Source organism: Bacillus sp. z14 (2026) (genome assembly GCF_058313575.1).
In genome coordinates, this window is sequence record NZ_JBZFQK010000002.1 from 595,246 (window position 1) to 619,136 (window position 23,891).

The 23,891-nt window shown below is 39.6% G+C and carries 23 protein-coding genes; 22 read left to right on the forward strand and 1 reads right to left on the reverse strand.

The window, feature by feature from the left end; translation table 11 throughout:
• The first annotated feature begins 6 nt into the window (after positions 1-6).
• The 17 genes from AC4G3O_RS08950 to spoVM all read left to right on the forward strand — a co-directional run bounded on the left by AC4G3O_RS08950 (position 7) and on the right by spoVM (position 17,901).
• On the forward strand, positions 7-2,676 hold the full coding sequence (locus tag AC4G3O_RS08950; RefSeq protein WP_066100611.1) for a calcium-translocating P-type ATPase, SERCA-type: 2,670 nt from the start codon (positions 7-9) through the stop codon (positions 2,674-2,676).
• Positions 2,677-2,770: 94 nt separating this feature from the next.
• Positions 2,771-3,646 (forward strand): YicC/YloC family endoribonuclease, encoded by an 876-nt coding sequence (locus tag AC4G3O_RS08955; RefSeq protein WP_066100608.1) that lies wholly within the window; start codon positions 2,771-2,773, stop codon positions 3,644-3,646.
• Positions 3,647-3,705: 59 nt separating this feature from the next.
• Positions 3,706-3,969 (forward strand): extracellular matrix/biofilm regulator RemA, encoded by a 264-nt coding sequence (gene remA / locus AC4G3O_RS08960; RefSeq protein ID WP_066100607.1) that lies wholly within the window; start codon positions 3,706-3,708, stop codon positions 3,967-3,969.
• 9 nt (positions 3,970-3,978) lie between these two features.
• Positions 3,979-4,596: a guanylate kinase gene (gene gmk / locus AC4G3O_RS08965; protein WP_066102291.1), complete on the forward strand. Its 618-nt coding sequence runs from the start codon at positions 3,979-3,981 to the stop codon at positions 4,594-4,596.
• Position 4,597: 1 nt separating this feature from the next.
• Complete coding sequence (rpoZ, locus tag AC4G3O_RS08970; RefSeq protein ID WP_066100606.1) at positions 4,598-4,816, forward strand: DNA-directed RNA polymerase subunit omega; 219 nt, start codon at positions 4,598-4,600, stop codon at positions 4,814-4,816.
• Positions 4,817-4,994: 178 nt separating this feature from the next.
• Positions 4,995-6,209: a bifunctional phosphopantothenoylcysteine decarboxylase/phosphopantothenate--cysteine ligase CoaBC gene (gene coaBC, locus AC4G3O_RS08975; protein ID WP_066100603.1), complete on the forward strand. Its 1,215-nt coding sequence runs from the start codon at positions 4,995-4,997 to the stop codon at positions 6,207-6,209.
• On the forward strand, positions 6,206-8,620 hold the full coding sequence (priA, locus tag AC4G3O_RS08980) for a primosomal protein N' (protein ID WP_491136078.1): 2,415 nt from the start codon (positions 6,206-6,208) through the stop codon (positions 8,618-8,620). Before coaBC ends, priA begins: the two co-directional genes overlap by 4 nt.
• Before the next feature lie 22 nt (positions 8,621-8,642).
• Positions 8,643-9,128, forward strand: a complete 486-nt coding sequence (def, locus tag AC4G3O_RS08985) for a peptide deformylase (protein WP_066100599.1) — start codon at positions 8,643-8,645, stop codon at positions 9,126-9,128.
• Positions 9,125-10,066: a methionyl-tRNA formyltransferase gene (gene fmt, locus AC4G3O_RS08990; RefSeq protein ID WP_066100596.1), complete on the forward strand. Its 942-nt coding sequence runs from the start codon at positions 9,125-9,127 to the stop codon at positions 10,064-10,066. Before def ends, fmt begins: the two co-directional genes overlap by 4 nt.
• Before the next feature lie 3 nt (positions 10,067-10,069).
• Entirely contained in the window at positions 10,070-11,416 is a 1,347-nt protein-coding gene (gene rsmB / locus AC4G3O_RS08995) for a 16S rRNA (cytosine(967)-C(5))-methyltransferase RsmB (RefSeq protein ID WP_148629556.1), read from the forward strand.
• A 3-nt stretch (positions 11,417-11,419) separates the two neighbouring features.
• A complete protein-coding gene (rlmN, locus tag AC4G3O_RS09000) occupies positions 11,420-12,505 on the forward strand; it encodes a dual-specificity RNA methyltransferase RlmN (protein WP_491136079.1) in 1,086 nt (361 codons plus the stop codon).
• 4 nt (positions 12,506-12,509) lie between these two features.
• Complete coding sequence (locus tag AC4G3O_RS09005; RefSeq protein WP_066100586.1) at positions 12,510-13,262, forward strand: Stp1/IreP family PP2C-type Ser/Thr phosphatase; 753 nt, start codon at positions 12,510-12,512, stop codon at positions 13,260-13,262.
• 5 nt (positions 13,263-13,267) lie between these two features.
• Positions 13,268-15,304 carry a Stk1 family PASTA domain-containing Ser/Thr kinase gene (gene pknB, locus AC4G3O_RS09010; RefSeq protein ID WP_491136080.1) on the forward strand — a complete coding sequence of 679 codons (2,037 nt, stop codon included), beginning with the start codon at positions 13,268-13,270 and terminating at the stop codon, positions 15,302-15,304.
• An 18-nt stretch (positions 15,305-15,322) separates the two neighbouring features.
• Complete coding sequence (gene rsgA, locus AC4G3O_RS09015; RefSeq protein ID WP_491136081.1) at positions 15,323-16,204, forward strand: ribosome small subunit-dependent GTPase A; 882 nt, start codon at positions 15,323-15,325, stop codon at positions 16,202-16,204.
• Positions 16,205-16,206: 2 nt separating this feature from the next.
• On the forward strand, positions 16,207-16,854 hold the full coding sequence (gene rpe / locus AC4G3O_RS09020; protein ID WP_139891269.1) for a ribulose-phosphate 3-epimerase: 648 nt from the start codon (positions 16,207-16,209) through the stop codon (positions 16,852-16,854).
• A gap of 248 nt (positions 16,855-17,102) precedes the next feature.
• Positions 17,103-17,747, forward strand: a complete 645-nt coding sequence (locus tag AC4G3O_RS09025) for a thiamine diphosphokinase (protein WP_139891268.1) — start codon at positions 17,103-17,105, stop codon at positions 17,745-17,747.
• Positions 17,748-17,820: 73 nt separating this feature from the next.
• Positions 17,821-17,901, forward strand: coding sequence for a stage V sporulation protein SpoVM (gene spoVM / locus AC4G3O_RS09030; RefSeq protein ID WP_049671465.1), 81 nt, complete (start codon positions 17,821-17,823; stop codon positions 17,899-17,901).
• Between the two features lie 212 nt (positions 17,902-18,113).
• Here the strand turns inward: spoVM and rpmB are convergent, their stop codons facing one another.
• A complete protein-coding gene (gene rpmB / locus AC4G3O_RS09035) occupies positions 18,114-18,302 on the reverse strand; it encodes a 50S ribosomal protein L28 (RefSeq protein WP_066100570.1) in 189 nt (62 codons plus the stop codon).
• A gap of 244 nt (positions 18,303-18,546) precedes the next feature.
• On the opposite strand from rpmB, the gene AC4G3O_RS09040 reads away from it, so the two are divergent.
• From AC4G3O_RS09040 to recG, 5 genes are all read left to right on the forward strand, one after another.
• Positions 18,547-18,909, forward strand: coding sequence for an Asp23/Gls24 family envelope stress response protein (locus tag AC4G3O_RS09040; protein WP_066100567.1), 363 nt, complete (start codon positions 18,547-18,549; stop codon positions 18,907-18,909).
• Between the two features lie 18 nt (positions 18,910-18,927).
• On the forward strand, positions 18,928-20,604 hold the full coding sequence (locus tag AC4G3O_RS09045) for a DAK2 domain-containing protein (RefSeq protein WP_066100564.1): 1,677 nt from the start codon (positions 18,928-18,930) through the stop codon (positions 20,602-20,604).
• 96 nt (positions 20,605-20,700) lie between these two features.
• Positions 20,701-21,363, forward strand: coding sequence for an L-serine ammonia-lyase, iron-sulfur-dependent subunit beta (gene sdaAB, locus AC4G3O_RS09050; RefSeq protein ID WP_066100561.1), 663 nt, complete (start codon positions 20,701-20,703; stop codon positions 21,361-21,363).
• Positions 21,364-21,395: 32 nt separating this feature from the next.
• Positions 21,396-21,740, forward strand: coding sequence for a hypothetical protein (locus AC4G3O_RS09055; protein ID WP_066100558.1), 345 nt, complete (start codon positions 21,396-21,398; stop codon positions 21,738-21,740).
• Position 21,741: 1 nt separating this feature from the next.
• Positions 21,742-23,790, forward strand: coding sequence for an ATP-dependent DNA helicase RecG (recG, locus tag AC4G3O_RS09060; protein WP_139891266.1), 2,049 nt, complete (start codon positions 21,742-21,744; stop codon positions 23,788-23,790).
• The last annotated feature ends 101 nt before the right edge of the window (positions 23,791-23,891 follow it).

Here is a 23,891-nt window from a genome sequence, read left to right on the forward strand (position 1 = left end):
CGTCACATGAAACTTGCAGAAATGGACAAAGAAAAGCTACAATCCGCTTTTGGAGTACATACAAAAAAAGGGTTAAGTCATCAGGAAGCAAAAAAAAGGTTAAACCAATACGGAGAAAATGAATTAGCAGAAGGAGAAAAGCAATCTGCTTTAATTCTGTTTTTTCAGCAGTTTAAAGATTTTATGGTCCTTATCCTGCTTGCGGCTACTCTCGTTTCAGGTTTGCTGGGAGAGTATATTGATGCAATTGCCATTATCATGATCGTATTGATTAATGGTTTATTAGGGTTCTTTCAGGAAAGGAAAGCAGAAAAATCGCTGTCGGCTTTAAAGGAAATGGCTGCACCTCAAATGATTGTATTACGTGATGGGTTATGGTCGAAAATTCCGGCTAAAGAATGTGTTCCGGGAGATATAGTAAAGTTTTCAAGTGGCGACCGTATTGGTGCAGATATGAGGATTTTCCAGCAGTATAATCTTGAAATAGAAGAATCTGCATTGACAGGTGAATCGCTCCCTGTTGCTAAAACGGAAGAACCAAAAAGAGATGGGCAAGACGGAATCGGCGATCAGGTTAATATGGCATTTATGGGAACGATGGTAACACGTGGGTCAGGTGAGGGTATAGTTGTTGCGACAGGAATGAAAACGGCAATGGGCCAAATCGCAGATCTGCTGCAAAATGCCAATACGCAACAGACACCTTTGCAGCTTCGCCTGGAACAACTGGGAAAGATACTCATTGTTGTTGCATTACTGCTGACTTTATTGGTTGTAGGAATTGGTGTTTTACAAGGAAATAACTTATACACCATGGTTCTTGCGGGAGTATCTTTAGCCGTAGCTGCTATTCCGGAAGGTTTACCGGCTATTGTTACGGTAGCCTTATCCCTGGGAGTCCAGCGAATGATTCGACAGAAAGCAATCGTAAGGAAACTGCCTGCTGTAGAAACATTGGGCTGTGCATCAGTCATTTGTTCTGATAAAACAGGGACGATGACTGAGAATAAGATGATGGTGACTAAGGTTTGGGTTTCAGGGCAGCAGTGGTCAGTGTCTGGGAAGGGGTTTGATCCAACCGGTAAGTTTGAATGTGTGAGCGGTCATCAGGATGATACAGAGCTGAAGCAATTGCTAACCTATGGTATCCTCTGTAACAACTCTGAGCTTAAGCTTAAAAAGAAAAAGTATTATATAGATGGGGATCCGACTGAAGGAGCTATGCTTGTTGCCGCTATGAAGAAGGGAATTGACCGCCAGCTTTTATTCGAAAAGTATAAGATTTTAAAGGAGTTTCCTTTTGAATCAGAACGTAAATTAATGAGTGTATTGGTAAAGGATCATAACGGAAGGCAATTTGTCATTACTAAAGGGGCACCTGATGTTTTACTTGGGAAATGTACAACGGTTATGTCCAATGGAAGAGTGCAGCATATGGACGAGCAACTTCGTGAGTCCATAGGGAATACAACTGAACATATGGCTGAACAAGCATTAAGGACAATTGCGGTTGCCTACAAAAGTGTACCAGCCAATCAAGCAATTCTTGACCAAACGGATGCTGAAAATGAATTGATATTCCTTGGCCTTGAAGGAATGATGGATCCACCGCGTCCAGAAGTAAGGAAAGCGGTGCTGGAATGTCGCGATGCCGGTATTAAAACGGTGATGATAACCGGCGATCACTTAATAACAGCAAAGGCTATCGGTAAACAATTGGAGATATTCCGCGAAGGAGACCGTGTGCTGACCGGTAAAGATTTAGATGCGATGTCTGTGGATGATTTGGAAAATATCGTTGATGAGACGACTGTTTTTGCCCGTGTTTCACCAGAGCATAAATTAAAAATAGTCAGTGCCTTTCAACGAGTAGGACATATAGTGGCTATGACAGGAGACGGAGTGAATGATGCACCTGCTATAAAGGCTGCAGATATTGGAATAGCGATGGGTATATCCGGTACAGATGTGGCCAAAGAAACATCTTCTTTAATTTTATTGGACGATAATTTTGCAACCATAAAATCGGCCATAAGAGAAGGCAGAAATATTTACGAAAATATTCGTAAATTCGTACGCTATTTATTAGCATCAAATGTAGGAGAGATTTTAGTTATGCTATTTGCGATGGTCATAGGATTGCCCTTGCCTTTATTGCCAATCCAGATTTTATGGGTAAACCTGGTTACCGATGGATTGCCGGCTATGGCACTGGGACTCGATCAACCTGAAGAAAATGTGATGAAGCGGGGTCCGCGTCATCCAAAAGAAGGCGTATTCGCTAGGGGATTGGGGTGGAAAATCATATCAAGAGGATTCTTGATTGGTATCGCCACATTGCTCGCGTTTATAACTGTATATAAATCAAACCCTGATAATTTACAATATGCTCAGACCGTAGCCTTTGTAACTTTGGTTCTTGCACAATTAATCCATGTATTTGACTGCAGAAGTGAAAAATCAATCTTTTCAAGAAACCCATTTGGCAATATGTATCTTGTATGGGCAGTCGTTTCTTCTTTAATTCTTATGCTGATTGCCTTGTACTATCCACCTTTACAAACCGTTTTCCATACGGTGCCGATTGCCCCTCGTGATTGGCTATTAATTGTCGGAATGGCGTCTATTCCAACTTTTTTATTGGCGGGTACATTTTATGTAAGTAAATCTAAATAAATTGTGATATAATTTTTAAGGTAGTAGAGTGAGCTCTATTACCTTTTTATTTTATATTAGCGTGTATAATGTTACTGATTGGAGCTGGGGCCGGATGATTTTAAGCATGACAGGGTATGGAAGAGCGAAGACAGAAAACGATTCTTTATCCATAACCATTGAGATGAAAAGTGTGAATCATCGTTTTTTTGAATGCAGTATCCGATCACCTCGTCAACTGCTCATGTATGAAGACAGGATTAAAAAGATTATTCAGCAAAAGCTGCATAGAGGTAGAATAGAAGTATTTATCAGCCTTCAGGGTGAAGGAACCGTTAAAAGAACGATGACACCTAATTGGGATTTAATTGACCAATTCATGAATATATCTACTGAATTCAATAATAAGTACAGTGCGTTTGCAGAACCGGAGATGACTGATTTGCTTCATCTCGAACATATTATCTCTATTGATGAGAAGGAAGAAGTTAATGCCGATCTTGAGAAAATGCTGCTTGGTACGGTAGAAAAAGCTGCTTCTCGCTTGTCAAATATGCGGGAAACAGAAGGTGAGTTCCTAAAGAGCGATTTAACTGAGCATATTAAAAAATTTGATGCAGAGGTTGAGGATGTCAGGGAGCGTGCACCGGAAGTTGTTAAGCAATATAGCAGCCGTCTCAAACAAAAGCTTGAAGAAGCAGTTGGAGATATCTTTGATCCAAACAGGCTGTTAACAGAAGTAGCTTTATTTACAGATAAAGCAGACATACATGAAGAAGTTTCAAGGTTGAAAAGCCATATTGCACAATTTCTAGAATCATTGGAGGCAAGCGGTCCGATTGGAAGAAAGCTTGATTTTCTCATCCAGGAGATGAATCGGGAAACAAATACAATCGGCTCTAAAGCAAACGATGCAATAATTGCAAGAAAAGTTGTCGAGATGAAAACAATTCTTGAGAAAATGAAGGAACAGGTTCAAAATGTAGAATAATACAGTTTATGACAGTACATACAAGCATACACTAGGTAAGAGGGATGGAGGCTGCTTCAATGTCCATAAAGTTGATTAATATTGGATTTGGGAATATAGTTTCTGCTAATCGCATTGTTACCATTGTAAGTCCTGAATCTGCACCTATTAAAAGGATTATTCAGGATGCCAGGGACAAGGGTTCGCTTATAGATGCTACATATGGAAGAAGAACACGCGCAGTGATTATAACCGATAGTGACCATGTGGTTCTTTCAGCGGTACAGCCGGAGACCGTGGCTGCGAGGTTACATGACCGTGATGAGAGCGTGTTGGAAGGATAGGTGATTGTTTTGGAGGAAAAAGGGTTATTAATAGTTTTATCAGGTCCATCTGGAGTGGGGAAAGGTACAGTCAGAAAGGCGATTTTTTCTCAGCCGGATGTTGATTTTCAATATTCAATTTCAGCAACTTCCAGAAAACCTCGTGAGGGAGAAGTTGATGGGGTGGATTATTTCTTTAAATCAAAGGAACAATTTGAAGATATGATTGCCAATGATGAACTTTTGGAGCATGCTGAATATGTGGGAAATTATTATGGCACACCAATTGAATACGTTCGCCAAACGTTAAATGAAGGCAAGGATGTATTTCTTGAAATAGAAGTACAAGGAGCGCGTCAGGTTCGTGAGAAGTTTCCTGACGGTTTATTTATTTTCCTTGCTCCGCCAAGCCTTAAGGAGCTTGAAAATCGAATCGTAACAAGAGGCACGGAAACAGATGAGTTAATCCGTAACCGAATGAAAGCGGCTCGGGAAGAAATCGAAATGATGAATCTTTACGATTATGTAGTTGAAAATGATCGTGTAGAGCATGCGTGCGAGCGCATCAATGCAATCGTGGTGGCTGAACATCTACGCCGTGAACGAGTAGAAAAAAGATACAAAAAATTATTGGAGGATGATAAATAATATGTTATACCCATCTATTGACTCACTATTGACAAAAATTGATTCTAAATATTCTTTGGTATCCGTTGCAGCTAAACGTGCACGTTATATGCAGGAATCTGGAGAAAGCACAAAAATTGCAAAGCCGGTATCTCATAAATATGTTGGAAAAGCGCTTGAGGAAATCCATTCTGGTGACTTAACGTATCGAGTGGTAACTGAAGGTCGTCAAGACTTTTAATAGGCAATGCTTTCGAAAAAACAACCTTACGATTGATAATAAGGTTGTTTTTTTTTGCTGGCTGATGATATGTTTTCGAATTATAGTAAAACATATTAGTGCAAATTTAATAGATAATATATGATATAAAAGATGTATATAAAGGAATTCTCAAGAATACCAGTTATGGAGTGATTAGATGCTTGATAATAAGAAGATACTTGTTTGTGTAACAGGAGGTATTGCTGTATACAAATCGGCCGCCTTAACAAGTAAACTTGTTCAGGCCGGTGCGCAAGTAAAGGTAATAATGAGTGAATCAGCAACTAAATTCGTGATGCCGTTAACTTTTCAGGCTTTATCCAAAAACGATGTTTATATAGATACATTCGACGAGAAAATCCCTGGTAAAATCGCACATATTGAGCTCGCTGACTGGGCGGATGTCATTCTGGTTGCACCTGCTACAGCCAATATTATAGGGAAATTGGCAAATGGAATTGCCGATGATATGATTTCAACTACCTTGCTGGCAGCAACGGCGCCTGTTATGATTGCCCCGGCTATGAATGTCCATATGTATCACCATAAAGCTGTACAGCGAAATATGGCGCAGCTACGGGAAGATGACTATTTATTTATGGAGCCTTCAGAAGGCTATTTAGCCTGTGGGTATGTTGGTAAGGGAAGGCTGGAAGAACCCGAAACAATTGTTGCTAATTTAGAAGATTTTTTTGCTGAAGAAAAGAAATCATTAAGTGGCAGAAAAGTCCTGATTACAGCTGGTCCAACCCGTGAACGAATCGACCCGGTACGTTATATATCCAATTTTTCGAGCGGTAAAATGGGATATGCTTTAGCGGAGGTGGCAAGAAGCATGGGAGCTGAGGTTACATTGGTGTCAGGCCCGGTGTCATTGGACGCTCCTGCAGGTGTCAAAGTAATTAAAGTAGAAAGTGCTTCCGAAATGTATGAAGCGGTAATGGATGTAATGGATGAGCAGCATATTATTATTGGTACAGCTGCTGTAGCTGATTATAAACCAGCTGTTTATGAGAATCAAAAGGTGAAGAAACAAGCAGGCGACAGTACGCTTGAACTGACTCGTACAAAGGATATTCTCCGAGAGGTTGGTAAGAGAAAAACAAACCAAATCTTGATAGGTTTTGCAGCTGAAACGAATGATTTGGATGAGTATGCAAAGAAAAAGCTGGTTAAGAAAAATGCTGATATGATTGTCGCTAATAATGTGACCCATGAAGGTGCCGGGTTCGGAACGGATACCAATATTGTTACCTTATATAAAAAGGATGGCAGTTTCAGAGAACTTCCTTTACTAAGTAAAGCTGAAGTTGCCAAAGAAATATTGAAAGAAATAGAATCACTGCAAGTAAATGAGGATCACTCTTTATGATAGCAGAAGTAATCGTAGATGTACCGGCCCAGCAAACGGACCGTCCATTCGATTATAAAATCCCGGAAAAATGGGCCGGCATTATTCGTGAGGGAATGCGAGTGACAGTTCCTTTTGGCCCAAGGAAGTTGCTTGGCTTCGTCGTAAGAATAAAGGAGCATACAGAAGTAAAGGGCTTAAAATCAATCAGCAGTTTATTAGATATTGAACCAGCGCTAAATAACGAATTATTGGATGTAGGACATTGGCTCGCGGATGAGACGATGTGTTTTAAAATATCAGCATTCCAGGCAATGCTTCCAGCAGCATTGAAAGCAAAGTATGAAAAACAAATCCGGCTTGCTCCAGGTAAGCAGACAAATGATCTCCCAATACAAATCCAGTATTTGTTCAGTAAAGCGGAAGCCGTCAGCTGGATTAAGATTCAAAATGAAGAGCTTTTGTCCTGTATAAAGACTGAAATTGACAATGGAAATCTTGAAATTACCGTTCAGGTTTCTGATAAAACAAAAATAAAAAAGCAAAAATATATAGCGTCATTGCTAACAAGGAACGAGTTGCTTGAACAATTAGACCACTTAAATGCGAATGCCAGCAATCAGAAAAAACTAGTATCCTATCTTGTAGAACATCCTGGAGAGCAATTGCTGGCAAAAGTGCTGGAAGAAACGAATATTAACAGTTCCTCTGCCATCAAACCTCTTGTTTCAAAAGGAATCGTTCAGATTACTGAGAAAGAGGAATATCGTAATCCATATGCGGAAGGCCAATTTACAAAGGATCAATGCCTGAAGTTAACAGATAACCAACAGGCAGCTATTAATCCGATTAAGTTAGCTATAAAGGAAAATCGAAATGAAAATTTCCTATTGTATGGTGTAACGGGAAGCGGCAAAACGGAAATCTATTTACAATCCATCAAGCAAATCGTAGATAAAGGGAAGGAAGCCATTGTTTTGGTGCCCGAAATTTCTTTAACACCCATGATGGTGACTAGATTTAAGCGACGATTTGGAGATTTGGTAGCCGTATTACATAGCGGCCTGTCTCATGGTGAAAAATATGATGAATGGCGCAAAATACAACGCGGAGAAGTTAAGGTTGTAGTTGGTGCCCGTTCCGCTGTATTTGCACCGTTTACTAATTTAGGTCTGATTATTATTGATGAGGAGCATGAGGGTAGTTATAAACAGGAAGAAACACCTCGTTATCATGCACGCGATGTAGCACTTAAACGGGCGGCCTATCACAATTGTCCGGTTGTCCTCGGCAGTGCTACACCGTCTCTGGAGAGTTTTGCAAGAGCGAAAAAAGGTGTATATACGTTGTTAACATTAAATAGCAGAGTAAACGATCAGGCTTTACCAGCTGTTTCAGTCGTTGATATGAGGGATGAAATGAGAGGGGGAAACCGCTCGATGTTCTCCGGCCTATTATTTGAAAAGCTGAAGGATCGTGTAGACAAAGGGGAACAGACTGTTCTCTTGTTAAATAAAAGAGGACATTCATCCTTTGTGATGTGCCGAAACTGCGGACTAGTAGTTACATGTCCAAATTGTGATATATCAATGACATATCATCGTGTTCAAGCGCTTATGAAATGCCATTATTGCGGTCTTGAAGAACGGGTTCCAGAGGTTTGTCCTGACTGCGGCAGTGACCATATCCGTTTTTTTGGTACAGGAACTCAAAAGGTTGAGGAAGAGCTGGGGAAATTGCTGCCGCATGCCAGAGTCATTCGAATGGATGTGGATACAACCAGACGCAAAGGAGCACATGAAGCGTTGCTGAAAAAATTCGAAGATGGACAAGCAGATATTCTTCTTGGTACGCAGATGATTGCCAAAGGCCTCGACTTTCCAAGAGTGACTTTGGTAGGGGTTCTTACTGCAGATACAATGCTGCACTTACCTGACTTCCGCTCATCAGAACGTACCTTTCAGCTACTAACGCAGGTCAGTGGGCGTGCCGGAAGACATGAATTGCCAGGCGAAGTGGTAATTCAAACCTATACTCCTGAACATTACAGCATTCAACTGGCATCAGAGCAGGATTATGACGGTTTCTTTATGAGAGAGATGTTCTTACGGAAACAAAATGACTATCCTCCCTATTATTATATCGCGCTTTTAACAATTTCTCATGAAGATGTGATGAAAACGGTGGAAGCAGCCGAGAAAATAGCAGCATTTATTAAGCGGCAGGTAGGGCCGGAAACGGTTGTATTTGGACCATCTGCTTCCCCAATGTCTCGAATCAACAATAGATATAGGTACCAATGTCTGATAAAATACAAGCGGGAACCTAATCTAAGTACAATTTTAAAAAAATTGAATGAAACATATGGACGTAATGCCACCCAATCAGGGTTACAATTATCGATTGATGTCAATCCGTTCATTATGATGTAAATAGAAAGGCGGAAAAGAATAAGTGGCAGTATTACCTATAGTAAAACATCCGGATAAAATTCTTGAAACTCCCTGTAAAAAGGTTGAAGTTTTTGATCGTAAATTAGCGAAGTTACTTGATGATATGTACGACACAATGATAGACGCGGATGGCGTGGGATTGGCTGCGCCGCAAATCGGCAAAAATATTAGAGTAGCGATTGTTGATGTAGATGATGAGTCTGGAACATTTGAATTAATTAATCCGACAATTCTTTCCACGAAGGGTAAGGATCGTGATGTGGAGGGCTGTTTAAGTTTTCCCAATTTGTATGGAGAGGTTGAACGACCTGCATATGTTAAGATACAAGCACAGGATCGTCAGGGACGAACGTATATTTTAGAAGCTGAGGATTACTTGGCCAGAGCTATTCAACATGAAATGGATCATTTGGAAGGAATCTTATTTACTTCAAAAGTTGTGCGTTATATAAGTGAAGAAGAGTTAGAAGGGTATGAAGTAGAATGACTAGAATAATATTTATGGGAACACCTGATTTTTCTGTCGGTGTATTAGAACGTTTAATAAATGATGGATATGAAATCGTTGGTGTCGTAACCCAGCCTGACCGTCCGGTTGGACGGAAACGCATTTTGACACCACCTCCTGTAAAGGTGACAGCCGAGAAACATGGTATTCCAGTTCTCCAGCCAGAAAAAATTCGTGTGGATTCAGAAGTTGACAAGGTACTTGCTTTAAATCCAGACTTAATTGTTACCGCGGCATTTGGACAAATCCTGCCGAATCGTTTATTAGAGGCTCCAAAGTATGGTTGTATAAACGTTCATGCCTCCTTACTGCCTGAATTACGTGGTGGTGCACCTATTCACTATGCAATCATGCAAGGGAAAGAAAAAACAGGTGTAACCATTATGTACATGGTGGAAAAGCTGGATGCAGGTGACATGCTGTCAAAAGTAGAAGTTCCAATTGAGGAAACTGACCATACAGGCAGTTTACATGATAAATTGAGTAAAGCTGGTGCACAACTGGTTTCTGAGACCATTCCAAAATTATTGAATGGAGAAATCACTCCAATTAAACAAAATGAGGAAGATGCTACCTTCGCTTTCAATATTAAAAGAGAACAGGAATTAATCGATTGGGCACAAGGCGGAGAAGAGGTTTATAACCATATCCGCGGTTTACATCCATGGCCTGTAGCCTATACTTTGTTAAATGGAACAGTTTTAAAGGTTTGGTGGGGCGAAAAAGTGAAGACCGCCAAGCAAGGTAGTGCCGGTGAAGTGCTTGATATCGAAAAAGATGGTTTCGTTGTGAAGACAGGAAATGATACAGCAATCAAAATTACTGATTTACAACTAGCTGGTAAAAAGAGAATGACTGCTGAACAGATGCTCCGAGGTACTGCAATCATATCAACAGGAATGAAATTGGGAGAATAAAGAATGCCACAAAAAAAGAATGTAAGAGAAGTTGCGCTTGATATTCTGGTGTCTGTCGAAAAAAGCCAGGCATACAGTAATCTATCATTAAACCATGCCATAAAAGAAAATGAACTCTCCCCACAGGATGTAGGGTTGTTGACCGAGCTGACGTATGGAACGATACAACGGAAAATGACATTGGAATACTATGTTAAACCGTTTATCAAAAACCCTAAAAAGCTTCAATCCTGGGTGTTATTGCTCATTGAAATGACAGTTTTTCAAATGTTTTATCTTGATCGGGTTCCTGATCGGGCTGCTATCCATGAAGCAGTGGAAATTGCAAAAAAACGCGGCCATCGCGGAATTGCCTCATTGGTTAATGGTGTACTGAGGTCTATCCAACGTGAAGGAGTTCCATCATTGGATGACATAAAAGATCCCCTGGAAAAAATCTCAGTCTCAACAAGCCATCCATTATGGCTTGTAAGAAAGTGGGCAGAGGAATTTGGAGTGGCTAAAACCAAGGAAATGTGTGAGGAGAACTTGCACGCTCCTGTTCAAACCGGCAGAGTAAACCTGACGAAAATCAGCAGGGAAGAATTGATGGAAAAGCTGAAAAGCGAAGGATACATGGTTGAACCAAGTCTTTTAATAGAAGAAGGAATTCGCTGCCTCAAAGGTAATATGGCTTTGTCAGCAAGCTTTAAAGAAGGGCTTTTTAGTATTCAGGATGAGAGCTCCATGCTTGTGGCTTATGCTTTAGCACCGAAAGAAAATGATACGATTCTTGATAGCTGTGCGGCTCCAGGCGGGAAAACCATGCATATGGCAGAAAAGATGAACGATACCGGGCAAATTTACGCACTTGACCTTCATGCACATAAAACTAAATTAATTGATATGCAGGCAAAACGTCTTGGTTTATCGAATATTGTAACCAAACAAATGGATGCCAGAAAAACTCAAGAATTTTTTGAAACAGAGATGTTTGATAAAGTCCTTGTGGATGCTCCTTGTTCAGGACTAGGAGTGTTAAAGCGTAAACCGGATGCCAAGTATACAAAAAGCGAGAACGATTTGAGCGCGCTTGCGAAAATTCAATTTGATATTTTACATCAAGTATCCCAATTGGTAAAAAAAGGCGGTACAATAGTTTATAGTACTTGTACTGTTGGCAATGATGAAAATAATGATGTGATTGATGCGTTTATACAGGCGCATCCTGAGTTTGAAAAGGATCTTACCCTAAAGGAAAGAATGCCGGAACCGGTAAGACCTTATATAATGGATAATAGTTTGCAAGTACTACCTCAATATTTTGGAAGCGACGGATTTTTTATTGCTTCTATTCGAAAGAAGGCATAAGGAATGGAACAAACAACAGCTAAGGAAGTAAAGAAACAGGAGCAACTCCCATCTATATATTCCTTACAATTAGATCAACTGAAAGAATGGCTTGAAGAAAACGGAGAAAAAGCATTCCGGGCAACACAAATTTTTGAATGGTTATATGAAAAAAGGGTTTCTACTTATGAAGATATGACGAACCTTTCCAAAAATTTACGTACAAAATTGGAAGAATCATTTACATTAACCACTTTAAATACACTAATCAAGCAAACATCAAAAGACGGCACGATTAAATTCTTATTTGAATTGAAGGATGGTTATTCAATCGAGACCGTATTAATGCGCCATGATTATGGAAACTCAGTCTGTGTAACCACACAGGTTGGCTGCAGAATAGGCTGTACATTCTGTGCATCCACTCTGGGCGGGTTAAAGCGAAATCTTGAAGCAGGTGAAATTGTTGCACAGGTTGTAAAAGTGCAGCAGGCCCTTGATGAAACTAATGAGCGTGTTAGTTCCGTAGTAATCATGGGTATCGGGGAACCATTCGATAACTATGATAATATGATGGGATTCTTACGAATCATTAACCATGATAAAGGGTTAAATATCGGAGCGCGTCATATAACGGTTTCAACTAGCGGAATCATTCCTAAAATATATAAATTTGCAGATGAAAAATTACAAATTAATTTTGCGATTTCCCTACATGCGTCAAACACTGAGCTTCGCAGTAAGCTTATGCCTATTAACAGAGCCTACAAGCTTCCGCAGTTAATGGAAGCTGTTAAGTATTATGTTGAAAAAACGGGCAGAAGGATTACATTTGAATATGGTCTCTTTGGTGGTGAAAATGACCAAGTAGAGCATGCGCTTGAACTTGCGGCACTTATCAAGGATATAAAATGCCATGTGAATTTAATACCGGTCAACTATGTTCCAGAACGGGATTATGTCCGGACACCAAGAGAGCAAATCGATCTGTTTGAAAAAACATTGAAGGATCAAGGCATTAATGTTACTACGAGAAGAGAGCAAGGGCATGATATTGATGCGGCTTGCGGACAACTAAGAGCAAAAGAGAGGAAAGAAGAGACGAGGTGATGGGATGAAGGCAGTTTTTAGGACAGACCGGGGCAAGGTGAGAATCCATAATGAGGATCAGGGCGGTATATTTTACAAGGAAAATTCTCAAATGGTTTTTGCTGTCATTGCCGATGGAATGGGTGGTCACAAAGCTGGTGATGTAGCAAGTGAAATGGCTGTTTCCAAACTAAAAGAAGCATGGGAAACCGAGTTGCAGTCTGATTCACCAAGTTCAATCGAATTGTTTTTGGAGGAGCAGGTTAAAAGGGTTAACCATGAAATTTTTGAGCACTCCATGGCACACGAGGAATGTGAAGGAATGGGGACAACAATAGTTGGCGTAGTTTGTACAGACAAATCAGCCACCATTGTGAATGTTGGAGATTCGAGATGTTATCTGCTGAATGATAGTGGGTTTAAACAAGTAACTGAAGACCATTCCCTGGTTAATGAGCTTGTCCGTTCCGGTCAAATATCTAAAGAAGACGCCGCACATCATCCTAGAAAAAATGTCATCCTTCGCGCTCTTGGAACAGAAAATAGTGTGGATGTAGATATTAAAACAATCAGTTTTGAGGAAGGGGACCGTCTGTTATTATGCTCAGACGGCCTCTCTGATAAACTATCTGAAACTGAAATAGAAACCATTATTACAGGCAATGATTCTTTAGACCATATTGCAGATACATTTATTCAAAAAGCTAATGAAAACGGAGGAGAAGATAATATAACTCTAGTAATCCTTCTGCACAGCTTTGAAAGTGAAAGAGGGTGAGTTATATGTTGACCGGCAAACGAATTAGCGATAGATATAAAATCCTCCGTATGATTGGCGGAGGCGGTATGGCTAATGTTTATCTGGCAAGAGATATGATTCTTGATCGTGATGTAGCATTAAAAATTCTTCGTATGGACTTTTCCAACGATGAGGAATTTATCAGGCGCTTTCATAGGGAGGCACAATCAGCCACAAGCTTGACTCACCCAAACATTGTTAGTATTTATGATGTTGGAGAAGAAGGCGATATATATTATATTGTGATGGAATTTGTCGATGGTATGACCTTAAAGCAATATATCCAAGCCTATTCGCCAATTCCGGTTGAGAAAGCCTTGGATATTATGAAACAAATTACATCAGCGGTCACACATGCCCATCAGAACCATATTGTACATAGAGACATTAAGCCGCATAATGTATTAATTGATCATGACGGCAATGTGAAAATCACTGACTTTGGGATTGCAATGGCTCTTAGTGCAACGTCCATAACTCAAACGAACTCTGTTCTTGGGTCGGTTCATTATTTGTCTCCTGAACAAGCAAGAGGCGGTATGGCGAATAAAAAGTCCGATATCTATTCTTTGGGGATAGTGATGTTTGAATTACTTACAGGCCGATTGCCTTTTTCCGGTGAGTCTGCTGTTTCGATTGCCCTGAAGCATCTGCAATCAGAGACACCGTCTCCAAGACGATGGAATCCAGCTATACCTCAAAGTGTGGAAAATATTATCCTAAAGGCAACCGCAAAGGATTCATTTCACCGATATTCGAGTGTGGAGGAAATGGAACAAGACATAGAAACGGCCTTGAATCCAGACAGATTAAATGAAAGCAAATTTATCATCCCAAGTGATGATGACGCGACAAAAGCGATTCCGATTATTACAAACGATGAAATGTTTGGAAATCATGATGAGACGAAAATCCTGACTCTGGACGAAGATACCGTGATGATGGAACCAGCGGAACAATCAAGCGGTAAAAAGGGATTGTTAAAAAACAAAAAGCAAAAACAAAAGCAAAAGAAAGATAAAACAAAAAAGCAAAAGCAACAGCCTAAGAAAAAGAAAAAATGGCCTAAAATAATTGGGGTTATTTTAGCCAGTCTAATTTTGATTGCTGTTCTGGCTGTCTTGTTTTTGCCGGGAATGCTCGCAGCAAAGGATGTTAAAGTACCTGATGTAAGGGATGAACAATTGGAAAACGCTCTGTCGACTCTAATTGAGCAAGGTTTTGAAATCGGTGAGACGGTTGAAAAGCCTGATGAAGAAATCGCCGCGGGAAATGTTATAAACACTGATCCTGAAGCAGGTGATACCGTTAAGGAAGGTTCAGTTATTAATGTATTTTTCAGCAGTGGCAAAGAGCAGGTAGAAGTTCTCGATTATGAGGATCGGAATTATGAAGATATTAAATCACTCATTGAGGGTTTCGGATTCAAAGATATTGAGATAGAGCGGGTAAATGATGATTCAGAAGTAGGGACTGTACTTGAACAGGATCCTAGGCAAGGGGATGAGGTCATCCCATCGGAAACCATTTTGAAATTAACGCTAAGCAGCGGCCCAGCCAAAATCACCCTGAAAGATTTAACGGATTACAACCAGAGAGCACTGGATGATTATGAGGCTGATACCGGGTTAAAGATTACAATCGCAAAAGAGGAGTACAGTTCGAAAATTAAAGAGGGACAAGTCATTTCCCAGGAACCGGCTGCCGGCACTGCTGTTGAGATTGGGTCGGAAGTCAAAGTAACAGTTTCAAAAGGAGAAGAAGAAATTCCTCCTAAGGTTATGAGTAAAGAGGTTACCATAACGTATGATGAAGAATTAGCCGGTGTGCCACAAACCGTGACCATCCTAATTGAGGACTTAAATAACAATATGACAGAACCTGTTGAAACGTTTGAAATGACTTCAACTGTCAAAAAAAAGTTGCAATTTACTATCCCGCATGATGGAAAAGCAGGGTATAAGATTATAAAGGATAACAGTGTTTATGATGAGGGCGTTATTAGTTATTCGGATAGTTAACTTTGAAGGAGGGAATATATGCCTGAAGGAAAAATTATTAAAGCACTGAGCGGCTTTTATTATGTAGCGGATGAAGGTCAAATCATTCAATGCAGAGGCCGAGGTGTTTTCAGAAAACAAAAGGTAACTCCGCTTGTTGGAGATACAGTTATTTATCAAGCGGAAAATCCAACAGATGGATATATAATGGAAATTAAAGAACGCCAAAATGAATTGGTACGTCCTCCTATTTCAAATGTGGATCAAGCGATTCTCGTATTTTCCGCTGCAGAACCGGATTTCAGTACGAGTTTATTGGATCGATTTTTAGTTTTGGTTGAATCGAAGAATATTGCTCCAATTATTTGTATCAGTAAAATGGATTTACTGGAAACTGAAGATGAAAAAAGGATTCATGAATATGCCGATCAGTACAGGGCAATTGGCTATGATGTTATATTAACGTCTTCCTTGGAAGAAGCAGGAGTATCAGAGTTAATGCCTTTCTTGAGGGGGAAAATCTCAGTATTTGCAGGACAATCCGGAGTAGGCAAGTCTTCTTTGTTGAATGTGCTTGATCCTTCTCTTAATTTGAAAACTAATATCATTTCCTCCCATTTGGGCAGGGGGAAGCATACAACAAGACATGTGGAGCTTATTGACCTTGGTGATGGGTTATTAGCTGACACACCTGGTTTTAGTTCGCTTGAATTTACTGAAATTGAAGCAGAGGAGCTGCCAGGCTGTTTCCCTGAAATCAGGGAAAGAAGCTCAGAATGCAAATTTAGAGGCTGCTTGCATGTAAAAGAGCCAAAATGTGCTGTAAAGCATGGTGTTGAAATTGGGGAAATCCAGAAATATAGATACGAGCATTATTTGCAGTTTCTGGAGGAAATCAAAGATAGAAAGCCGAGGTATTAACGATGGTTAAAATTGCTCCATCCATATTATCAGCTGATTTTTCGAAATTGGGAGAGGAAATACGGGATGTAGAAAGAGGGGGAGCAGATTGGATTCATATCGATGTTATGGATGGTCATTTTGTTCCTAATATAACGATTGGTCCACTTATTGTTGATTCTGTACGCCCCATCACTAAATTAACGCTTGATGTTCATCTCATGATTGAAAATCCTGACCAATATATTGAAGCATTTGCAAAGGCCGGTGCTGACTATATAACAGTTCATGCGGAAGCCTGTACACACTTGCATCGTACGATCCAATTAATTAAATCCTATGGGGTTAAGGCAGGGGTAGTATTAAATCCAGGGACGTCACCTGCCGTTTTGGAATATATTTTGGATGATCTTGATATGGTCCTCTTAATGTCGGTCAATCCTGGCTTTGGTGGACAAGCCTTTATTCCAAGTGTCCTTGATAAAATCGAGCAGGTGGATAAAATGATCAAAGAAAAAGGCTTGTCTATCGAAATTGAGATTGATGGCGGTGTAAATGAGGAAACTGCCAAGTTGTGCATTGAAAAAGGTGCAACAGTTCTTGTGGCAGGTTCGGCTATATATAATAAGGATGATAGAAAGAAAGCAATCGCTGCCATTCGTGGGGAATAATTTTGTGTGAGTTTTTTCCCTGTTATAAATTCAGTTAGAAGAGCAGTTTATGTGGTCTATAAATGATTCTAAGTCTATTAGCCAGATCATTGTAAGTATAAAAGAAGTGAGCAGGATTTGTATACCAGGGGGAAACCGATCTGGTATCTGAATTAGTAAAGAATCATATAATAAAAAAGTAAAGGGTTGTCCATTCGCTAAAAGAGGATAACCCTTTTTTTGTGAAAATAAGTAAAGGAGCTGACTTTATGGAAATAAATATCGTCGCAGGCGGTCCTGATATATATATTCCGGATTTAAGGAAGTTAAATAGCAAAGAGATGATTTGGGTTGGTGTTGATCGGGGCTCGCTACAAATTTTAGAGGCGGGTATTCATCTACATAGTGTGTTTGGTGATTTCGATTCAATCTCTAAGGATGAGCTCAACCGTGTACGAGAGCACAGTGAACACTTTTATGAGTATCCTCCTGAAAAAGATGCTACCGACCTGGAATTAGCTCTTGAATGGGCTTATAAGCAAGTGCCGGACAGAATCACGATTTATGGGGCAACGGGCGGCAGAATGGACCATACATTGGCCAATATCATGATGCTTGCAGATGAGAAGCATATGAAAGAAGGAATTCCTACAAGAATAGTGGATCGTAACAATGAGATCAGACTTTTTAAACCTGGTTCCTATGTATTGGATGAGACTGAGTTTAAATACATATCGTTTATACCAATAACAGAAGAAATAGAGGGAATCACCCTTGTAAACTTTAAATATCCATTATCAAATGTCACTCTTTACCGTGGCCGGACATTATCGGTTAGCAATGAATTAAATTTTAAAACTGGTACTTTTTCGTTTTTGAAAGGCATATTATTGGTGGTAAGAAGCAGAGATTAATTTATGTGTTGGAATTTTTACTATATAAATGAAAATGTATAATGAGAACCGGGCAGAGCTAAGGAGGGACACAATGAAATTTTATACAATTAAATTGCCCCGCTTTTTGGGAGGAATCGTCAAGGCGATGTTGGGAGCTTTTAAGAAAGGATAATTAAATATATGGCACCCTGTAAAAGGGTGTTTTTCTTATGTTTAATTTAATTCTTTATAAAATTTCTTGTCTTAGGCTAAGTCCTGGAAATTATAAAAATTTTCCTTCGGTGGTTTTATTTTCATAAAAATATTCAAGAACACAAGACTAAACAGGGGTTATGATGGGAAAAATAAACAAGCATCCTTTAAAAGGATGCTTGTTTTCGTTTATTATACGCGTTCAACTTTACCAGATTTTAACGCTCTTGTAGAAACGTATACTCTTTTCGGTTTTCCGTTAACAAGAATACGAACTTTTTGAACGTTAGCTTTCCATGTACGTTTGTTAGCGTTCATGGCATGAGAACGATGGTTTCCGGAAGTTGTTTTTCTGCCGGTAATAACACATTTGCGTGACATAGCCCAATTCCCTCCTTACTGCCTATATTAATCATTTCTTTTTTAGTCGGTCTCTTCAAAAGATACTTTAATAATTTAACATACCTATCGCTATAATGCAATACAATTGAAATGGTCTTTCAAGAAAAAAACCTTGACATACTATTTTATCTTTGATTAATTGGAAAAGGATAAAGGCTTTCCATTCAAAAGTGATTATAGTAAAATGGATTCTAGCTATGGTTACTATAAAGGGGGAACAAACATGTCCATTGAAATGAGTACAAAATACGGACAAATAGATATTTCTAATGATGTATTAGCAATCATTGCTGGTGGAGCAGCCGTAGATTGTTACGGGATCGTCGGTATGGCTTCAAAACATCAGATTAAAGACGGAATCAGTGAGATACTGCGTAAAGAGAACTTTTCCAAAGGAGTCGTAGTCAGACAGGTTGAAGATGAATTACATATTGATATGTATATCATTGTAAGCTACGGAACAAAAATTTCCGAAATAGCTCATAATGTTCAATCTAAGGTTAAATATACATTAAGCCAAACTGTTGGACTTTCGGTAGAATCCGTTAATATCTTTGTTCAAGGGGTTCGTGTTACGAATCCGTAATTTAAGGAGGAAATTTGAGTGGCTATAACATCTATTGACGGCAAAAGATTCGCCGAAATGGTCATACAGGGTGCGAACAGGCTGTCTGCCAACGCTAAATTAGTTGATTCATTAAACGTATTTCCTGTGCCTGATGGTGATACAGGAACAAATATGAATCTTTCCATGACATCAGGTGCTAAAGAAGTGAAAAATAATGTACAGGACCATATTGGTAAGGTTGGTTCTTCTTTAGCTAAAGGATTGTTGATGGGAGCGCGTGGAAACTCAGGCGTTATTTTATCCCAATTATTCAGGGGATTTGCAAAAAATATTGAGCCAAAAGCGACCATTGATGGTAAAGAATTTGCTTTGGCATTTGAAGCTGGTGTAGAAACTGCCTACAAAGCGGTTATGAAACCTGTTGAAGGAACGATCCTGACGGTTGCTAGAGAAGCATCAAAAGCAGGCCTTGCAGCTTCTGAAACGGAAACAAATATCATTGCAATTATGGAAGCTATTTTGAAAGAAGCTAAAGCTTCATTAAAACGTACTCCAGATTTATTGCCAGTGCTTAAAGAAGTAGGCGTAGTAGATAGTGGTGGTCAGGGATTAGTTTTCGTTTATGAAGGATTTCTGGCTGAATTAAAAGGTGAAAAGCTTGCTGAAACACCTGAATCCATGCCTAAGATGGATGAGCTTGTAAAAGCAGAGCATCATATCAATGTTCAGGGACATATGAAAACAGAAGATATCGAATTTGGATATTGCACAGAGTTCATGGTCCGTTTTGAACCTGAAAAGATTGCTGAGAATCCTTTCAATGAAGAGCAGTTCAGAAATGACTTGAGCCAGTACGGTGATTCCCTGCTTGTCATTGCAGATGATGATATCGTAAAAGTCCATGTTCATGCAGAAAATCCTGGGAACTGTTTAAATTACGCTCAACAATACGGCAGCTTGATTAAAATCAAAATCGAGAATATGCGTGAACAGCATTCAACGATTTTAAATGAAACTGCGAATGACTTACGAGAAACTGCACCTGTAAAAACAGAGAAGAAAGATTTTGGTGTAGTAGCGATTGCTATGGGCGAAGGAATTGCTGATTTGTTCAGAAGCATCGGTGCAGATGTGGTGATTGAAGGCGGACAAACTATGAACCCTTCAACTGAAGATATCGTAAAAGCAATTGAATCTGTTAATGCAGATCATGTATACATCCTTCCAAATAATAAAAATATTATTATGGCAGCTGAACAGGCTTCCGATGTAATGGAAAAGGCTGTTACAGTGATTCCAAGTAAGACGATACCTCAAGGGTTAACTGCCTTGTTGTCCTTTAATCCTGCTGCTTCAGCAAGCGAGAATGAAGGTATAATGAAAGACGCGCTGGAGAGTGTTATAACAGGACAAGTTACGTTTGCGGTACGTGACACAAACATTGAAGGTCTTGAAATCGAGAAAAACGACTATATGGGCCTAATTGATGGTAAGATAAAAGTGAAAAACAAGGATAGAGTGGAAGCGGCTAAACAGGTGCTTGAAAACATTCTGGATGATGCTGAAATCTTAACGATTCTTTATGGTGAAGAGAGCTCACAGGATGAAGTGGACCGTCTAGTTCAATACTGTGCGGATAGCTACCCAGAAGTAGAAGTTGAAGTGCATAACGGAAAACAGCCGTTGTACTCCTATATTTTTGCTGCTGAATAAAAAGCATATATAAATCATCACATTAATAGAAGGGGGATACCCCTTCTATTTCAGTATGTAAAGATTTTTTTTGATTTTACTGGGAGAGGATAAGAAATGAAATATAAAAGTGGATTTGATATAATCGGCCCAATAATGGTTGGTCCTTCCAGTTCTCATACGGCTGGGGCTGCACGAATAGGACGGGTGGCGAGAAGCCTGTTTAATAGAAAGCCTAAATGGGCGATTATTTCATTTTATGGATCATTTGCCAAAACGTACAAGGGACATGGAACCGATGTCGCCATTGTGGCTGGGTTATTAGATTTCGATACTTCGGATACACGTCTTATTCAATCTCTTGACATAGCAAAAGAGCAGAACATAGAAATCACATTTGTAGAAGAAGATGCTGTAACTGATCATCCAAATACAGCCAGAATTAGAATGGGCGATGATACCGGAGAAATGGAATTAGTCGGCATTTCGATAGGCGGTGGAAAAATAGAAATACTTGAACTGAATGGGTTTGAATTACGTTTATCAGGCCATCACCCGGCCATTTTAGTTGTACACGACGATCGTTTCGGAGCTATAGCAAGTGTTTCTAATGTCCTAGCCAAGCATGAAATTAATATTGGTCATATGGAAGTATCGCGAAAAGATGTAGGAAAAATGGCTCTAATGACAATTGAGGTCGATCAAAATATCGGTGATGATATAGTAGAGGAAATTTCATTGCTGAATCATGTGACACAAGTTACAAAAGTTTCAGATTAAAAGCAGACTACCCTTTATTAGGAGGTTACTGTATGTTTCGCAATGTTGCCGAATTAGTTAAACTTGCTGAAAATAAAGGTGAGAAGATATTTGACATGATTCAGCAGGGAATGAAGTGCATCGTCATATCAAAGGAAACGCTTATCAGGCAGATGAATCAAATTCTAGCCGTTTTGGAACAAGCTATCGAAAGAGGATGGGATGACATTCGTTCTCATATACGGTTTAGCATCCTCTGTGATGAAAGAATTAAAGCAATGGTTAACATCATACAAATGTTGCCGATATCATTGCATGAAACAGCTCAAGGTGGATTAGCTGCTACACCAACGGGCAAAGAAATAAATGAAAAATACTTAGGATTTCAAAGGATATAAAATGAGTAGACTAAATGATTTATCAGTAGATACAGTAAAGGGGATAGGACCTGAATCCGCTCTGCAGCTTAATAATCTTGGCATTTATACAGTTGCGGATTTGCTTGAATATTTTCCGTATCGCTATGAAGATTTTCGAATTAAAGATATCGTGGAAGCAGCCCATGATGAACGTCTAACGATTGAGGGTGTTATTCAATCAGCCCCAAATTTAACCTATTTCGGACGAAAAAAATCCCGCTTAAATGTTAAACTTTTAACGGGACGCCACATTATTACTGTTACATTCTTCAATCAACCCTATATGAAAAACAAATTAAAACTGAATGAAACGATAACGGTAACAGGGAAATGGGATAAAAACCGTTTAACCCTGACGGCATCTGAATATAAACTGGGTTCAGAGGCGAGGGAACAGGAATTTGAACCAGTTTATCATACAAAAGGTGATATCTCTGTCAAATCACTGCGCAAATGGATTAAAAATGCGTATCTTGCTCATAGAGAAGATCTTGTAGAAATTTTACCTGAACATTATCTTACCCAATATAAATTACCGGAAAGAGGTCTTGCTTTACGTTACTTGCATTTTCCTCAGAACGCCGCTGAAGTAAAGCATGCACACAGGAGATTTGTCTACGAGGAATTTTTATTGTTTCAAATTAAAATGCAGGCCCTTAGGAAAGTTAAAAGGGAAAATTCAAATGGACAGTCTCATATGTACGATAATACGAAATTGAAGAAGTTTATCGCTTCTTTACCATTTGAGCTGACAGATGCTCAAAAAAAAGTCGTAAATGAAATTGCGCAGGATTTACGGTCTCCTTATCGTATGAATCGACTGCTCCAGGGGGATGTTGGTTCTGGAAAAACGGTAGTGGCAGCAATCCTTCTTTATGCTGTAGTGACTGCCGGGTATCAAGGCGCCTTAATGGTACCGACTGAAATTTTGGCAGAGCAGCATGCCAATTCCCTGTTTGAACTTCTGCAGCCCTTTGGTGTAAATGTAGCTCTGCTAACATCGAGTGTGAAGGGAAAACGCCGGAGAGAAATGATGGAGATGCTTGAACAAGGTGAAATCGATATATTAATAGGAACACATGCTTTAATACAAAAGGATGTTAATTTCAAAAACCTCGGCCTTGTCATTACAGATGAACAACATCGGTTTGGTGTGGAGCAACGTCGTATATTGAGGGAAAAAGGGGAGAGTCCCGATGTATTATTCATGACCGCTACGCCTATTCCCAGAACTCTTGCGATAACGGTGTTTGGTGAAATGGATGTATCAATCATTGATCAAATGCCATCTGGAAGGAAAAAGATAGAAACGTATTGGGCCAAGCATAATATGTTAGACAGAATTCTGGCATTTATGAGCAAGGAATTGGACAATGGACGGCAGGCATATGTGATTTGTCCACTGATTGAGGAATCAGAAAAGCTGGATTTGCAAAATGTATTGGATGTTCATACGGCTATGACACAGTATTTTAGCCCGAAATATTCTGTTGGGCTTATGCATGGTAAGCTCCATTCAGATGAAAAGGATGAAATCATGCGCGGTTTCGGAAATAATGATATTCAAGTCCTCGTATCAACGACCGTCGTGGAAGTGGGGGTGAATGTGCCTAATGCGACTGTGATGGTGATTTATGATGCCGAAAGATTTGGTTTGTCGCAGCTTCATCAATTAAGAGGCCGTGTAGGACGGGGTGCAGAACAATCCTATTGTATCTTAATAGCAGACCCAAAAACAGAGGTGGGAATTGAACGGTTGAATGCAATGTGCGATACAACTGATGGTTTCGCATTGAGTGAGAAGGATTTAGAGTTAAGAGGACCAGGGGACTTTTTTGGCAGAAAGCAGAGTGGGGTACCTGAATTTAAGATAGCAGACATGGTGCATGACTACCGCGCGCTTGAAACGGCCAGGAAGGATGCTGAAGAATTAATTTCCGGAAATGAATTCTGGACTGACGAAAAGTATAAATATCTAAGAGATTATCTGGCTGGCTCTGGGGTTCTAGAGGGAGAGAAATTAGATTGATTAACAGATTGCATGATAACCCGAAAAATTCTTGCAATCTGGTTTTTTAAATTATATACTACTATTAGTACCTAGTCATAATACTTCGGAAGGTGAAGGTT